The following is a 17,894-nucleotide window of genomic DNA, read 5'->3' on the forward strand; positions in this document are numbered from 1 at the left end:
GTTTTCATTTTTGTTAATTTTTAATTTGTCATACTCTTTTCAACATGAGGTAAAATAATAAATTAATTTATTTTGTATTTTTAAAGCGCTTTATTTATTTATAGTATAAATAGATAGGAAGCTAGTTTATGGTATTATTTTAGGATAAATAGTATTTTTTTAACTTTTATAAAAAATAAATAAAAATTCTGAGATTACCCTATCAGGATAGTGAAATTACATAAAAATGGTCCAGAATAGCACCTGGACCATAGAAGAAATAATTATAGCTCAATTCTTAAAATGACTACACTATAAGCAGGGATTTCATACATATTACTATCCAACTGCAATACAGTTTCAAGAGGAATTACCTTGTTAGGGTCTTCCATTGTATTTGTATTGTTTGGATCGTCAGAGGTTAAAATAATCTGCTTACCCACTAGTTTCTCTTTCCCCTCAATATCAATCAATGTTCGTAGATTAAACTCAGAAGCATTAACTAATTTGACGATTACCTCATTATTCTTTTCATCAAGGGTGGTTACGGAAGTGAGATACGGTATGGTTACTATTTTATACTCATGCACCAGCCGACCATCAAGATAGCAATAAATAGAATCATTTGTAACTTTGGCACATAAATGATGAGCACCATCTGGATTAACATTCACAGCTTGATTAGGGGTCAGCTTCACTCGAGACCATCCATTGATATGAAGTAACCGACTCTCACCATTTGAGTCTAACTCCCAAAGAATATAGTTTTGCTGCCATTCTTTTGTGCTGTCAAGCAGTCGAATTTTTAGCCCCTGTAGCCCCAGCGTTGCATCCATAGTAACTGTATATTCTTTCCAAGAAGGTTCGCCAATCCGCAGTACATTCCATTCAAGGCGAGTTAATGAGTTATCTTCTGTTAAGTTTTCACTCTTAAATAGAAGTTGGTCACCACTTGTAATGCTTATTTCTTTAATCTTCTGAAGGTCATTTTGTGTGATTGCTACTTCACCTTTAAATGAAGGGAAGCGACTTTCTGTTTCTACTTTACTTTCTAGGACTATATCTCCCCTGTTTTCTGCAAACAATTTTTGAACATGATAGGATGGCGATACATACGAATCCGTTCCATTAAAATAAATGAGATTAGGTGTCCAGTTAATATGATTGACATTTGCAAATAATGGAGCGTAGGAAGACATCACGACAATATCCTGATTTCGTTCCATCCCTGTCATAAACGCAGCTTCACTTATCGCTCCTTTGAGAGCGCCCGCTCCATTGCCAAGTATCATTGCATATTCCCCAACATAGATCTTCGGACCATTCCGATCATAACTATCATACATATCGTGATACATGACATAATAATCAAAATCAGCATAAAAATGCTCATCTACTATTTCGACCGGCAAGCCTTTCGTCTCTGTTCCTACCTCCCAATGTGTATTCCAAATTGTAATAATTTCAGGATATTTTGCTTTTACTGCCTCATAAAACAATTTGTAGCGGACATTATATTCGAGTCCAAAATTTTCATTCCCTATTTCGATATATTTCAAATTAAAAGAAGCTGGATGGCCGTTTTCAGCACGAAGAGAACCCCACTTGCTTGTAACAGGTCCATTCGCATACTCGATCGCATCCAGCATGTCCTGAATCCATTCATTAAGATCTTCTAATGGGACCTGCTCTCCTGGTCTTCCTTGACAAGTGAGCCCGCAGTTTACGACGTACATAAGCTCTAAGCCAAGATCCTCTGCCATTTGTAAATACTCATGGTAGCCTAAACCATTTGTTGACCGGTAATGCCACAGCGTCCAATGAGAACTCCTCTCGGTTACATCCCCTAGCGTTTTCTTCCAGCGAAAAGCCGTTTCCACTGAGAGACCTTCTACAAAGCACCCACCAGGAAATCTCAAAAAATTCGGCTTAAGGTCTGTAACCCTGTCAACTAAATCTGGTCGTAAGCCATTTTTCCTTTCCATAAAGGTTTTTTGGGGAAATAATGAAACAAACTCAAGCCAAAAAGTTCCTCCTTCATTCGTAGAGAATGCCAGAATTCCTTCTGACTCCTCGCCGTTACTTTCTAATACCAGCTCATATTTCTGCCAATTTTCGGATACTATTTCACAAGGCTTTGAGAACAATTTTACACCTTTTTTATTTTCAAGAGTGATTTCCAAATCTCCCGAAAATGTTCCGTCCTTTTTTGCATAGAAAGATAGATTGTATCTTTCATTTTTTTTCAAAGGGATTCCCCAAAATCCTTCATTATATACTGAAATCCGTTTATCCAATGATTCTTCAATCTCTACCCTGAGAGAAAGAGGATTTTCATTATTAATAGGGTCATTTCTATCTAGGGAAATGCCTGCTTTACTATTCGGATCATCCGTGCGGAGATGCCAGCCTGGGATTGATCCCGGGGCTTCTTCAAAAGGTGAAACCCACCCTGCCGGTGAATGCAATTCACATCCCTCTACTTCGCAGCGGTCAGGAATGATCGTATCCTCAAAAGACCTATTTCGAATTAACTCCCCATAAATTCCTCCATCACCAGCACGGTTAATCTCCTCGAAGAAAAGACCATATAATGATGGACTTACAGGAAATTTTTTCGCTTTCGTATCAATGATTACTTTTGCTGACTTATTCAACAAAATCCCTCCAACTGAACAATTTCTTCATAATTTTTTATTGATTTTTAACTATTATTAATGATAAAAAAGGTGACCCCGGTATTAAAACCGGAGTCATTGGTTTACTTTAAAACAATCGTGTTAAAAGATTCAGGTTTTAAATCAAATTGATAGGATTTGCCTTGATATTCAAATACTAATTCCCGTTGTTTTTTTTTAGTCATGAATTCCATTCCTTTCAATTGCTAGTTTTAATTTATGTAAACGGTTTATTCATTACCCAGTTTATATCCTTTTCTAAATTATTTATGGTACTATTTTCGGATAAATAGTATTTATGTTATATTTTATTCTAATTTCCCCCATGAAAAAAATCCCCTCATAATAGACAGTACTACTTCTCTTTTAACCGCCTACTATAAGGGAATAAGCTTAAAAGACCACTACATTTTTAATACTTACTAGAATTTCAAATTTCTTTCTTTACAGATTTAATAGTCTATTGTCGAACAAGAACTAGTTTTTTATTTAACTCATCTAATTTTTCTGAAGAAGCAATCGAAGTGAATAATGGGAAATTAATTAATTCTTCCAATGATTTTTCAATAAATTGATCATTTTTTACAATCGGGTTATTTACGATTTCTGGCAGATTATTATTAATAATTTCTTTTGTTTCTTCATTGTTTAGAAGCTCTTTTAAACTACTGTTTGTGCTATAAGTTAAGATATAAGATATTGTCGGTAGATATTGAAATACATATGTGCCTGCAGTAAGCTCACATAGAACTTCCTTACTTTCCTGCTTAGCCTCCAAACCTCGATTAACGAGCAAGTCGCCATTTACCTTAATAGTTTCCAAAGCAGCATCAGGCAGGAAAACTTTAGCTGAAGTATTGAATGGTACAACAAAGCTAAAAGTTAACGACCCATCCTCTTTTAATTCCCAGCCGCTCTCAATATATCCAGACGGAGAAGAAAATTTTGCCTTGGCGTAGGATAATTTTCCATATGGTTTAGGACATAGTTTAATCTTTCTAAACCCAGGTGCATCTTCAACCGGATTGATTCCGCACATATAACGATACATCCACTCTGCAATCGAACCATAAGCGTAGTGATTTAATGAGTTCATTCCTGTTCCGCTAATGCTTCCGTCTGGAAGCACTGAGTTCCATCGTTCCCAAATCGTTGTAGCACCAAGTTTGACCGCATATAACCAACTTGGAAAATCATCATTTAACAATAAAATATACGCATAATCATTAGCTTCATTTTCAGATAATACGTTACAGAAATAGGGCGTACCGACAAATCCTGTTTGTAAGTGCATTTTATCTTCACGAAGCTTAGCCTTTAAATCTTCTATTAACCTTGGCCGAAAGCTTTCTGGTACCAGGTCCATATATAGGGCAACAATCATGGCGGTTTGAGTATTAATCGCACTTCTGCCATTTGGCGTAAAATATTCCTTCATGATTGCTTCTTTAATTTCAATTGCTAGATTGTCATATTGTTTCGCCATTCCAGTGTTACCCAAGACCTTTGCTGCTTTTGCCACTAGCTGTGCCGAATAACAATAATAAGCGGAAGCAATATAATAAGAATCGGTTCCACCCATAGGGCTTTGAGGATCCTTTCCATCTAATGCCAGCCAATCACCAAAATGGAAACCAACCTGCCACAGTCTCTTTGCACCTGATTCATCATCCACTTTTTTGATATAATCGACCCAGTCCTTCATTGCATCGAACTGCTGACGAAGAAGCTCTTTATCTCCATAGTACGTATATAATGTCCACGGAATAACAGTCGCAGCGTCACCCCATGCAGCTGACCCACTACCTGAAATAAAACCGTTTCCATCCTTTGGTTTTACGACAGGTACTGTGAAAGGTACGGAACCGTTTAACCTTTTCTGTTCTTCATGTAAATCAAACATGTATTTTTGGTAAAATGCAGGCGAATACATATTGTAGCAGGCTGTAGTGGCAAACACTTGTGCATCACCTGTCCAGCCCATCCGTTCATCGCGCTGCGGACAATCTGTAGGTACATCAAGAAAATTTCCTTTTTGTCCCCATAACGCATTTTGGAATAATCGATTTACCATTGGATTTGAAGTTTCAATTGTTCCCGTTTGTTCAATTTCACTGTATATAACACAGCCAGTAAAGTCATCCAGGTTTATGTCTCCTTCAAAACCAGTAAGCTTTACATATCGGAAGCCATAGAAGGTGAAGTGAGGCTGGACCTCTCTTACACTTCCGTCAGAAATATAAACATATTCAGCTTTGGCCTCTCGCAAATTTTCGCGATAAAAATTTCCATTTTGAAGAATTTCACCGTATTGGAGCTGTAATATGCTTCCTTTCGGTGCATTGGTTTTAAAACGCACCCAGCCGGTCATTACTTGACCAAAATCAAGAACCACATCTCCGGCAGGTGTATGTATAATCTCCATTGGTTTTCTTTCTTCCATGATTTTGATAGGCAAATTTCGTCTGGCTGTAAAACATTCTGTTTTGATTTCCGTTTTCCTTACACTAGTCCATGTACTGTCATCAAAATCAGGCAGCGCCCATTTTTTACTCTCTTGATTTGCATCATAAATCTCACCATCATAAATGCCGCTAAATGTGATCGGTGCTGGTGCGCTCTTCCAGTCTTCATTCGTAGCAATGATAATGGTAGTTCCATCTTTTAGCGTTACAACGATTTCACCAATGCAAGCAAATTCACTTCCATATAATTCATGATAACCGCCTTCAAACCCAAAACGGCCTTTGTACCAACCATTGCCAAGCATAATACCAATCGCATTTTCCCCACTCTTCAATACGTCCGTCACATCATAGGTTTGATACTGAAGCCAGAAATCATAAGCATTATAACCCGGAGTAAAATATTCCTCTCCAATTCTCATTCCGTTTATTTCAACATCATATAGACCCACTCCACAAAGATAAGCTCTGGCTGATACAATATCAGCAGGCAGTATAAAGTTTGTTCTAATCAATGGGTGGATTTCCTTATCCAATTCAGGCGTAATCCAATTTCCTTGCCATGACTCATTCATTTTTGCTGTTTCAAACCAAGCAGTTTCACTTGTTTCCACGTCACCAGCATTCCCCCATATAGTTACCCGCCAAAAATAACGAGAACGTGGTTTCAACTGTAGGTCCGGAGTGTACCCTAAATTATCAATCTCTTGACTTTTCCCGCTATCAAAATGAATCGATTCGAAGCCTGGATCAGCAGCTATTACCACTCTGGCGGCTGTTTGAAAAACAGAAGGGCTCTCCCCTGACTCGGTCACCCATGAAAGACTTAATCGATCGAATTCAAATCCAAGCGGATTCACAACGTGATTTGTTCTTAAATTACTAATCTCCATTTTTTTACCTCCTATTAAATCGTTTTAATTTCTTCGCCTTGGCTTCTGCCTCTAATATTAATTTACTTTAGTACTGCTTCTCGCAACGGAAAAATTAGTAGCTTTATTCATTTTTATAAATACATAGTTACTAATCCACATAAGTAAAAATGCAATGAAACTCCCGCTGAAAAATGGAAGAAGTCCTGGTAATTTTATTAATATAAAACAAAGGAATCCAGTCAGAATTCCCATACAAAACGTCGCCATAGGGTTAACAGTCATTAAAATAAACGCATTTTTAATTCCTTCTGCCAGGCTGACATCAAAATGGACAAACACTGGAAAAATATATAAGAGAGTAAGTAGAAATATGAAAATAACAATCACATTTGGTATATAAAGTAGTTTAAGCTCATGTACCGTAGTGGCTTCCACGATTCTGATATTAGAATACATAAAAATACCAACTAAAATAATGACAAGTCCTAATAGATTGCTTTTTACAAATTCTTTTTTATAGGTGAACCAAAAGGTTTTCAAGACTGGAATATCGGACTGCTTCAAAACCCATTTACGAACTACTGTAAACATTGCTGTAGTGGCAGGAAAAAAGCCAAAAGCGATAAATCCAAGCAAGGAAAATGAAATCCAAAGAATATTCACATAAGCAAACTTCATGATCCACTCCGAGATACTATAAAAGCCCCGCATAAAACCTTCCATCAGTTATTCCTCCTTTGCTTTTACTCTTATCCTAGGAATATATCATTGGAGGGCCATTGCTTTGCAATCGACCCTCCATGTGATTAATTTAATTAAATCATCCTTTAACAGATCCTAAAGCAATCCCTTTTACCAAATATTTTTGGAAGAATGGATAAGCAATCAGTATCGGCAGGACACCGATAACAGCAATCGCCATCCGTACACCAGTGGTAGGAACTTGCGATGCAGCCTGGCTTGCGTTTGTGCCTAAATTGCTGCTTGCTAAAAACTGAATGTCTGACAGCATCCTGTTTAAGATGTTTTGGATACTAAATAATGACGGTTCAGTGATATAGATCAGTCCATTAAACCAATCATTCCAATATATGATCGTTTGAAGCAATCCAATCGTGGCCAGAATTGGCAATGAGAGCGGCAGAATGATAGAGAAGAAGGTTCTAAATTCACCTGCACCATCCATCCGTGCTGATTCAATAACTGGCTCTGGAATAGAAGTCATAAAGAATGTCCTCATCAACAATACGTTAAACCCGTTCATGAGTAATCCTGGAACTATTAGTGCCCAAATGGTGTTTTTGATATCAAATACTTGGGTATAAACAAGATAGGTCGGAACAAGTCCGCCATTGAACAATAGAGTAAAGAAAACCAGAAAAGCAAAAACGTTTTTATATGGTAAATCGCGGCGAGAGAGCGCATATGCCAAAAACGAAGTCATCGCCAAGCTTACAAAGGTGCCAAATACCGTAACAATGATGGTGATTCCATAAGCCCTTAATATACTAGATGAATTATTTAGCAGGTAATTATATGCATCAAAGCTAATCTCCTTGGGAATAAAGGAATATCCCTCTTTCATGATGGCTGCTTCACTATTCAGAGAAGAAGATAAAAGAATGATAAACGGAATGATGCTTCCTGCCGCAAGTATGATTAAAAAGATATGCGAAACCCATTGTGTTATTCGATCAGATTTATACATCTTCTTCGACCTCCAGCTTAAAATAATGCATTATCTTTACTTTTTTTACGTACGAGATAATTTGATAATAATACAAGGACAAATCCGACGATCGATTGATATAAACCTGCTGCAGCTGACATCCCGATATCCCCAAGCTGCATTAATCCACGGTAAACATAGGTATCAATAACATTCGTTGTGTCATAAATAGCACCTGAATTCATTGGCACTTGATAGAACAAGCCGAAATCGGAGTAAAAAATGCGTCCTATCCCCAATAAAGTCATCATGATAATCACAGGCATAATTGAGGGAAGGGTAATGTGAATGATTTGCTTCCATTTATTTGCCCCATCTAAAGTGGCTGCTTCATAGTATTCTTGGTCAATCCCGATAATTGCGGCTAAGTAAATGACGCACAAGAAACCGACACCTTTCCACATATTAATGAAGGTTAAAATATATGGCCAAAATTTTGCTTCGTTATACCATGAAATACCATCAAGTCCAAGAAACGGTAAAATCGTTTTGTTCAGGTAACCAACATCTTCGCTAAGAAAGGCAAAGCCTAAATAACTGACAATAACCATTGAGATTAAGAATGGCAATAGGATGACACTTTGGTAAAAGCTTTTCGCCAGCTTATTTTTAATTTCATTTAACATGATTGCTACACCGATGGCCAATATCGTATTTAAGATAATAAATCCTCCATTGTAGAGAATGGTATTCCGGGTAATTACAAAGGCATCTCTTGTACTAAACAAATATTCAAAGTTTTTAAATCCAATCCAATCACTGCCGAATATTCCTTTAGCGTAGTTAATATCTTTAAAAGCAATCATAAGGCCAAACATTGGTAAATAATTATTGATCAATAAGTAAATTAAGCCAGGCAGCATCATAATAAATAATGGCAGATACCTTTTAAATTTCATCATTCTAACACTCGTTTTTTTCCCAGTTACAGCATGGACGTCCGTACTTAACGGCTTTACTGTAATTTCTGACATCCCCATTCCCCCTTGTTCTAATAAAATGTTTCCGCTTACAAAAACTATCATTCCTACTTATATATTTATTCTATTAGACTAGTAAATTTGTTACTATCCATAATACGACTTCTTATTTTTGTTTATCCGACTTTTCAGAATATATTTAATATAGTTTTTCAGCCATTTTAAATCTATGGATTTATAAAAAAAGAGAACTAGATCTACACTAGCTCTCTTCTCTTCGTTCTTATTTCTTTTCTTTCCACTTATCAAACTGTTTTTGTTTTTCTGCAATAATTTTATCAATGCCGGATGCTTTAAGTTTCTTATTAAATTCCTTTAAACTTTTCTCTGGATCTAAAGTACCAGATTCAATACCTAATTTATACTGATTTAATACGTTCGTCGATGCCGCAATTTCTGTTTTCACAGGATCTGGATTAAATGTAAAACCAAATGCCGGAGAAAATATCGCTGAATCATTATGTTTTTTCATAACTTCCCAATAATTCGCTGGATTTCCTTCCCAAGGGTATGTCAGGAAGTTATTACCGATTTGCCATTGGCCAAATACATATTTTGATTCTTTTACACCTTCTGGCAATGTAATGATACCATCAGATTTAACTGCATAATGTTTCCCTTCAATACCGTTATCCAGTAAATTCATAATCTCTTTATCAGTGTAAAGTAAATTGATAAATTCCATTGCTTTTTCAGGATTCTGACTGTTTCTGGCAATGGACAAATTAAAGCCTGTTGCAGCATCGGTATACGAATATACATCCGTCAATTTTACAGATACCATTTCATGTCCAGTAATACCTTTTTCTTGTACTTCAAAGCCTGGTTTCATATGAGAGAAATAGCCAAATCCTTTATTAGCCTTCACAATGTTCGCTGCAACTTCTTGTGACGTTGCTGAATCCTTCATGATATAACCGGCTTTGAACCACTTTCTGGCTAACTGGACCGCATCAACATATTCAGGTTCTTCAAACATATTGTCGATTTTCTTGTCTTTAAAGGATACTACTCCTAGGTTGTCCCCAAGAATGTCAAATTTTCCACCTGCAATGACGGAAGCAACCGATACAGTTCCTGCGTTTACAATCGGAGTTAAAGTTGGTTCTTTTTCTTTGACAATTTTAAAAACACTTTCCAAATCAGCAAATGTTTTTATTTGAGAAAGATCAATTTTATATTTATCTACTATATCTTTTCTCATAATAAATCCATAATAAGAGCCCCAGTCTCTAATACTAGGAATTCCATATATTTTACCGTTTACCTTGTTACCCTCTAGAAGATTTTTTGGAACAACTTCCAAAATACCTTTTCCATTTGATTTAAGCAGATCATCTAATGCAACAAGTTGTCCTTTTGTGGCTTGTGTGTTGTAACCAAAAAAAGCTGACGAAACAACCAAATCAAGTTTTTCGTTTCCAGTCAGCATTAAGTTTGTTTGCTGTTGATAGTTCGCTGCATTAATCGGGACTAATTTCACAGTAGCATTAATCTTCTTTTTAACAATCTTATTAATTTCTTCCTGAACTAATGGAAGATCTTCTATATTCGTAAAGTTCATATACGCCATGTTAAGCTCATTTGGCTGCCCCTTCGTGTTCGTATCGTCCTTTGAACTTGAACTACTTTCCTTTGAACTACAGCCAGCCAATACTAAAACTGCTGACATTACAATCAGTATAAACCTTGAAAATGTCTTAAAAAATTTCATCCATTCTTTCCCCCTTATAATCTAGTTGATTCTATGATAACTCTTGTTGAAAGCGTTACCACTCATCTAATTTTAGTATAGAGGTTGGCTTAAAAAACACTTACTAAAAATACGACCTTTTATTTTTGTTATTCCGACTTTTCTGAAAAAAACGACTTTTTTCGATATTCCATCGGATTTAATTGGGTTGATTTCTTGAATATAGTAGAAAAATAGGAAAAATTTGAATAACCTGCAGATAATGCCACTTCACTTACAGGCAGATTGGTTTCTATTAACAGTTTTTTGGCGTATTCAATACGCTTCTGCTGCAAATAGTCCGATATGGATAAACCTGTTTGTTTTTTAAATATTCTTGTTAAATAATCAGGATTTAAATAGACATAATTGGCAATTTCATCACGAGTTAACCGCTGTTCTCCTAGATGATGATTAATATAATTTTTTACTATGTCCACCACTGATCCTTTTTCTTGAGGCTGATGGAGCTGGTTCATGGCAACATCGGCAATATATATGACCCATTCTTGGAGCGAGTTCAATGATTTCAATACTCTTTTTGGTTTTTCAGTCAGCAAATTTTGTGAATAAACCTGATTGGCTTGAATTCCTTTTACCTGAAGAACATAAAAGATTAATTGCAAAAAATCTTGATAAAACAAATGAAGGGATTGAGCGGTTATATTTCCATCCGATTTTTTCCAATCAGTAAAATACTGATTGACAGCATCTATAAACTTTTCTTTTGGACCATTTTTCATTAGACTCGTCCATTCTGCGGAAGGAAGCAGCGGGGAAGTGCATATACATTTTTTCTTATTGTTACATTTAATCGTCTGGTTACTTACAGTTACATTATTGCGATCAAATTCCTGCAAAGTATGGACCATCCCTACTAATTCTTCAATCGGAACCTGATTTCCAATGTAGCCACAAAGTTCACAAGAAAAAAACTGAGCGAATTGTGAAATAAAGTGATTACAATTTTCATTAAACTCCTTCAGGTTGATTGGCTCTACTAATGCAATAATCACTAAGACATAGCCAATTTCTACATTTAGCACATAACCATCCATATTATTCTTTTCGATTACTTCACCAAGTGCTTTATGAAGAGCATATTCGCTCACCTTTTCTTCATGGACAGATAGTTCCTCTTTCCATTGCTGAACATGAAATAAAATGGGTAGAAAAGTAGTTAATTCTGAATAGGATAAATGATAATTCTTCATTTGTTTTTCAATTTGATCTTTGGTTGTTGGGATAACTTGATTAATAAGATCTAACCAGAAACGTTCTTGCATGACTGAATGGTGGGACTTTTTCAATTGAAGGTAAGATTCCTCTACCATTCTTGTTTCTTGATCCTTTTTGATTTTCTCCAATGCGCTATGAATAACTTCTTCAAGTTCTTGGTAATCGACGGGTTTTAATAAATAATTAAAGCTTTTCAATTGCAGAGCTTGCTTTGCATAAGAGAAGTCTGAATGACAGGTTAAAAAAATCGCTTCAGTCATTGGGAAGTGTTCGCGCACCCACTTTAGCAAATCAATTCCAGAGCCTCTAGGCATTTCAATATCACATAATAACAAATCAACTTTGTTATTTAAAAACACTTCTTGAGCTTGTCTTAAGTTATTGGCTGTAAAAACAGAAGAGATATCATGCTTTTCCCAATTGACACCAGCCTGGACACCCCTAATGGAATGAATTTCATCATCAACTATTAGAACCTGGAATTGATTCATAAACCCTAACCACCCTCTTGACTTAAATTATATTGTTCGGAATTCGTATCCGAACAGTCGCCCCTTTGCCTGGTTCATTCGAAAATTGGATATTTGATTTTTCTCCATATAACAAACTTAGTCGTTGTTTAACGTTCCATATTCCAATGCGCTCGCCTTCAGCATTTGTTAAAGATTCGTCTTCTTTCAAACTGCGTAAAACATCGTCAGGAAATCCATCACCTGTATCCTGAATTTTTATACTTATAAACCCAGGGTCCTCATTCTTTTTTACCACTATTAAAATATCAAGCGGGTCATCTAGATTAAAGGCATGTTTAATTGAATTTTCCACCATCGTTTGAATGACAAGCGGAGGAATCTTACATTCTAAAAGCTCTGGCGGTGATTCAACAGAATACTTAAAAGTATCGGGAAATCTGAGCTGTTGAATTTTTAAGTAATTTTCCGTATGCTTTAGTTCATCTTCTAAGCTAACAAAATATGAATTACTCCGAAACATAAAACGAAAGTAATTGGCCAGACATTTTGCCATCTCTTGGATGACTGCAAAATCCTTAACTGTAGCTAGATTATAGATAATATTTAATGAATTAAGGAAAAAGTGCGGGTTGATTTGCAGCTGTAAATGTTTTAATTCCGCTCTTTGAAGATTTAGCTTTTCCTCATATACATTTATTTTAAGATCCTTAATCTCAGAAATCATATGATTGAAAGTACCATTCATCACCTCAAACTCAGTAGAATTTCGATGGATGGGAAGGCGAATATCCAAATCACCTTGTCGCAGTTTTTTCATAGCGGCGACAATTCGATTAATTGGTTGAAGAAAAACCTTTCTCATGATAAAGATAAAATATAGTAAGAACAACACAGCTAAAAAAGTAATAACCGACGATATTCTTTGTAAAAATGGTAGTTTCTCTAGGATTTCTCTTTCAGGTATCAATGCTGCAAGATAGAAATCACTTTGTGATGATTTTTTTTTCATTAAAACAAAACGGTTATCTTTCCCAGTAATAATATACTTTTCCTTCTTAATCGATAAATCTATTTTTTCCTTTTCAATAAATTTCTTATTTGTAATCGGTTTTAGGTCTGAAGTTGCCAACAAGGCTCTTCCTGTTTCTCCAAAATCAATATATTTAAACGGAGTAATAAGCTTGTCCATATTCACCCAGGCGCCTACATATACTCCATCTACTTTATAATATTGAAGCAAGTAATAATTTTTTGCACCCTTCCAAATATTCCATTTCCCTTCTCTAAGCTGCTCCGGGTTTTTCTCAAACAACTGGTAAATTTCGTCTCTTGCTTCATAGCGTTCAAAATAATTGTCACCGGATTTTTGTGTAAATAGGAAATCCTTATAGGCATCCGAATAAATAAAAATGGAATCGATGGCAGTGTAGAAATAAGACTGATTGGTAATAGAATTAAATAAACGTATTTTTGCTTCTTCATAATCATTGGGATCTATCGTTTCATTATATTGAAGAAAATATAAATCTGTATTGTTTTGTGTAGTTTGAAAGATATAGTTTCCAACACCCTCCAAACTTCGGTCAATTTGGTCCATATAAATATTCAGCATATTTTTGTTTGACTGGGCCACCTGGCTCCTGATAACTTCGACCGCATAGTAGTTATTTACAATGTGAACGACAATTAATGGTCCAATAATTAAAAACACACTCAAAAAGAGTTTAAACAGTAACGAATTGAAAACTAGTTTCATTTTTCCCATAGTGATCCTCCAGTTGTAAACTCTCTAAAATGTAATTCCAATTATACAATATAAATTAAAAAATATTCTGAAAAGTCCATTTAAAAAAGGCTTACTAAGGGAATCCTTCTAAAATAAGTGATAGTCAATAATAAAAGGCCGAGAGCTATTTTTTACTCACGGCTATTAGTTACGATCTAATTAATAGAAAGCGTTTTCAGATTTACAATCTAATTATATTAATTTCTAACTTGATGTATGGTAATATTCATCTAAAAATAGTAATATTTTATTATATAAATAAAAAAAAGAAAAAGAATTTCATAAAAGAATCATACTCTTATTATTATAGGAATTTAATGAAAAACAAAAAGCCTTGAGCTAATTTTCACCCAAGACTTATTTTATAGATGTTTTTTTAGGCTCAAAGTGCTCCATAAATAACAGATCGTAGTCTAGGCTGCTGAGAGTCCTCAAAGTTTGGCAGCATTTGCTGCATATAAACAGCAGAAAGATTTTCTGTTGGACAAATCGTTACCCATGTTCCTGACATGCCGTTCCAGCCGAATTCACCAACAGGGCTGTTGCTGCCTGACAATGGAGGATTCATCATTATCTGCACTCCAAGACCATAGCCATACCCGGCCAGACGATCCCAATTATAATCAACTGAATTCTCCGAGTTTAGATGATTCATTGACATTAGTTCGATTGTTTTTCTTCCTATAATTCGATTTCCATTCATTTCCCCGCCACTGGCTAACATATGAGCAAATTGACTATAATCACTTAGAGTAGAGAATAGACCTCCGCCACCACTTTCAAAGCGAGTCTTTACTTTTGGAAACATATCCGAGCTTTTTATCAGGCTGCCTTCCTCATTCCGTATGTAAAAGCTGGAAAGGAAATCTTTTTTCTCATCAGGCAGATTAAAGAAGGTGTTATTCATTGATAAAGGTTGGAAGATTTCATCTTTTAAGAATTGGCCGAGAGTCTTTCCGGATACCACCTCTATTAATGCTCCCAAAACATCATGACTATAACCATACTTCCATCCGGTTCCGGGTTCAAACGCAAGCGGAATCGTACTTAGTGCTTTAGAAAGTGTTCGAATATATGTTTCTTGGGTAAAATCATCCTGAATATTTAATCGTTCCTCTACTCTTCTTACCTCGCTTTCCTGTTCTGTTGTTCCCCAGCTATAACTTAAACCGGATGTCATCGTGAACAGGTCTTTGATCCTGATAGAATTTGATGCAGGCGTTATAATCTGTTCTCCTTCTTTAGCAGTCCGGTAGACATGTGGATTTTTGAATTCAGGTAAATATTCCTCGAGCGGGTCATTCAACAAAAACAGCCCTCGTTCATATAAGATCATGGCAGCTGTACATGTAACGATCTTTGTCATGGAGTGGATCCGGAAAATCGTATCGGTAGAAACAGGTTTTTGAGTTTCTAAATCAGCATAGCCAATGTACTCTTCAAATACCTTTTCTCCATGGAGCATAACAGAACAGGCGCAGCCAACAGGCCCCCTTTCCACAAAACTTTTTAATAATGGGCTTAAGTTTTGAAACGACTTCATACGGCTTTCATCTCCTCTTCATTTGTCGAGTTTCATTCTTAACTTTTTTCTTTGTTGTTTAGGTTACTTTTTTCTATTTGGTTTTTTGATATTTTTTAGTTCTATCATCTTGAATCCTACCAGCCCAGTTAAGACCAAATGCGAAGTCATACACATGACCTTCAGAGTCTGCATGGCACTCCATGTCATGGGCCACATCTTCCAATTGATCTTCGACGGTTTTCATGTTAGCAGGCATTTGCATTGGTAGGAGACCCGAAGGCTCAGCTCCGTCTGTTAAAATATCAAAAATAGCTTGATCCTGAACCCCAAAATTCGCAATAATAGCATCGACATTCTTTTCAAATTCATCCACCACTGTCGGGTTCGATAGGAGAAGCGAAACAATTACCGGTTTTCCTTTCATTACTTCAACTGTTTCTACCACCATATCCAAATCCTTGGTATTACTTGGAGTCACCGTTTTTCCTTTGTACGATCGGTTTAAAACATCACCCTCACGAGCGTCACCAGCAAGACTTTTTTCTCGAGCATAAATCGCCGTATAGGGTTTGTATTGAAGGCTGATTGGTACGTATCCATTTCCACCTTCCTTTACATCATCATGACTATAACCAGTTCCGGACTTAGGAGTACTAATAAAGACCAATCCAAAATCTGCATCTTCAGGGTTATCCGTTACCTTAAAATATTTCCTAGCAACATCGATATTAACTGGATATTCGAATTTTTCAGGTGTTGGATTACCAAACCAATCTTTGCCTGCAGGTGTATATTTTTTAGGGATATAGACGACTTTTTCTTTATTTAGTGGCAGGATGCTATTCCTATTTTTCAACATAACAATAGACTTAAGCTGCGCTTCATATCCTTCCTGCATATACTCTGGTTTCCCAACCTCATGAACACTTTCTTCCACTTTTATATAAGGATTTTCAAAGATTCCTAGACGGAAGATATTTTTTAATAAACGTACTGCTGATTCTTCAAAGCGCTTGCGCATCCATGCCTCACCAAATTCAGCAATCCCCATTTGGTACGCTTCCAGGATTGGACCCGCTTCATTATTCCCTCCGAATTGATCGACCCCAGCTAAAATTAATTTATAATGCCGCTCGGCAACGGTCAGATTTTCAACACCCCATGGCTTCCCGCCGACAAACGTATCAATATTCTCTGGTTCATCGGCAGTAATAATCCAATCCGTGCAAACAACACCATCGTAACCATATCTTTTTCGAAGCAAATCATTTATTAAGTAAGAATTGTAAGAGTTACCAACATTTTCTCCATTTACCGGATCTTGTTCCATGGAAATAGTGTAATAAGGCATAACCGCAGAAGCCATCTTTGTTTTTCCAGGTAAGTTAAAGGCACCTTCAGTAAATGGAATTAAATGTTCTTCAAAGTTGCCGCCTGGATAAACGGCAAACTTACCATATCCATAGTGTGCATCCCTTCCACTCTCGCCAGAGCCGCCTCCCGGCCAATGTTTTACCATTGCATTAACACTGTTATAACCCCAGCCTTCAGCAATTTCTTTATCACCTGCTGAATTCTGAAAACCTTCCACATAAGCTTGAGCCATGTCAGCGGAAAGCTGTGAATCTTCACCAAAGGTTCCATTAAAACGGAACCAACGCGGATCTGTTGCAATATCAATTTGCGGCGATAATGCAGTTGTAATGCCTAAAGCCCGGTACTCCTTTGAGGCTATTTCTCCAAATCTTTCTGCCACTTCTGGAATAAATGTTGCCGCAAGACCAAGTGGCTCAGGCCACATAGAAATGTTGCCGCCCGCTCCTGCATTAAATTCGGTACTAGAATCTGAACCATGGCGTGGATCTGAGCTGTTGTTTGCTGGGATACCAAGCCCTGTCCCTTCTGCAAAAGCTTGAATATTGTTATTCCATCGCACAGCAGTTTCAGGGCTTTCGACCGTAGTTACGAGGATATGTCTTAAATTATCTTTAGAAAGAAACTCGATTTGTTCATCGGTTAAGTCCCATGGATTTGCACCGCTTTCTTCGTAGGACCTCCCCCCGTAGGTACCAGCAAACCAACCCTTACTCCCTGCAGGAACGGCTTGATGCCTACTATATAACATGAGTCCCGCGATTTGCTCAATTGTCATTTTAGATGCAAGGTCCTTTGCTCTCTCCTCAGGAGTTAATCTCCAATCTTCATATTTATCTATTTTTCCATCTTTGTTTAAATCCTTAAAAAAATGACCGTCTTTTTGGATGATCGTAACTCCAGAAGTTTCGGAATATCCTAACGTTGGTCCTCCTTTATTTTCCACATATTTGATATGATCCTCAGTATCGATTTTTGTTTTAACATTTTTCATTTTTAATCCTCCAATGAAAACAGTGTAGTAGTGACCATCTTCATTTCCAAAGTTGCTCACTATAT

10 protein-coding genes are annotated in these 17,894 nt (G+C 36.5%); all 10 read right to left on the minus strand.

The genetic code is table 11. The features are described from left to right. Window positions 1–263: 263 nt before the first annotated feature. The gene (locus AB7942_RS00150) at window positions 264–2,636 is read right to left on the minus strand and encodes an alpha-L-arabinofuranosidase C-terminal domain-containing protein (protein WP_369445381.1); all 2,373 of its coding nucleotides are present in this window, start codon (window positions 2,634–2,636) and stop codon (window positions 264–266) included. Between the two features lie 481 nt (window positions 2,637–3,117). Next, a complete protein-coding gene (locus AB7942_RS00155; RefSeq protein WP_369445382.1) occupies window positions 3,118–6,015 on the minus strand; it encodes an alpha-L-rhamnosidase in 2,898 nt (965 codons plus the stop codon). A 57-nt stretch (window positions 6,016–6,072) separates the two neighbouring features. Continuing rightward, on the minus strand, window positions 6,073–6,720 hold the full coding sequence (locus AB7942_RS00160) for a YesL family protein (RefSeq protein WP_369445383.1): 648 nt from the start codon (window positions 6,718–6,720) through the stop codon (window positions 6,073–6,075). A gap of 97 nt (window positions 6,721–6,817) precedes the next feature. Then, complete coding sequence (locus tag AB7942_RS00165) at window positions 6,818–7,705, minus strand: carbohydrate ABC transporter permease (RefSeq protein ID WP_098932939.1); 888 nt, start codon at window positions 7,703–7,705, stop codon at window positions 6,818–6,820. Between the two features lie 17 nt (window positions 7,706–7,722). Continuing rightward, window positions 7,723–8,628 carry an ABC transporter permease gene (locus AB7942_RS00170; protein WP_335713040.1) on the minus strand — a complete coding sequence of 302 codons (906 nt, stop codon included), beginning with the start codon at window positions 8,626–8,628 and terminating at the stop codon, window positions 7,723–7,725. A 301-nt stretch (window positions 8,629–8,929) separates the two neighbouring features. Next, a complete protein-coding gene (locus AB7942_RS00175; protein ID WP_369445384.1) occupies window positions 8,930–10,420 on the minus strand; it encodes an ABC transporter substrate-binding protein in 1,491 nt (496 codons plus the stop codon). 128 nt (window positions 10,421–10,548) lie between these two features. Beyond that, on the minus strand, window positions 10,549–12,168 hold the full coding sequence (locus tag AB7942_RS00180; protein WP_369445385.1) for a response regulator transcription factor: 1,620 nt from the start codon (window positions 12,166–12,168) through the stop codon (window positions 10,549–10,551). A 22-nt stretch (window positions 12,169–12,190) separates the two neighbouring features. Continuing rightward, window positions 12,191–13,915: a sensor histidine kinase gene (locus AB7942_RS00185; RefSeq protein ID WP_369445386.1), complete on the minus strand. Its 1,725-nt coding sequence runs from the start codon at window positions 13,913–13,915 to the stop codon at window positions 12,191–12,193. Between the two features lie 403 nt (window positions 13,916–14,318). Then, window positions 14,319–15,479: a serine hydrolase domain-containing protein gene (locus AB7942_RS00190; protein ID WP_369445387.1), complete on the minus strand. Its 1,161-nt coding sequence runs from the start codon at window positions 15,477–15,479 to the stop codon at window positions 14,319–14,321. Window positions 15,480–15,552: 73 nt separating this feature from the next. Further along, a complete protein-coding gene (locus AB7942_RS00195) occupies window positions 15,553–17,829 on the minus strand; it encodes a glycoside hydrolase family 3 protein (protein WP_369445388.1) in 2,277 nt (758 codons plus the stop codon). Window positions 17,830–17,894: the final 65 nt, after the last annotated feature.

This window comes from Neobacillus sp. BF23-41, assembly GCF_041106275.1.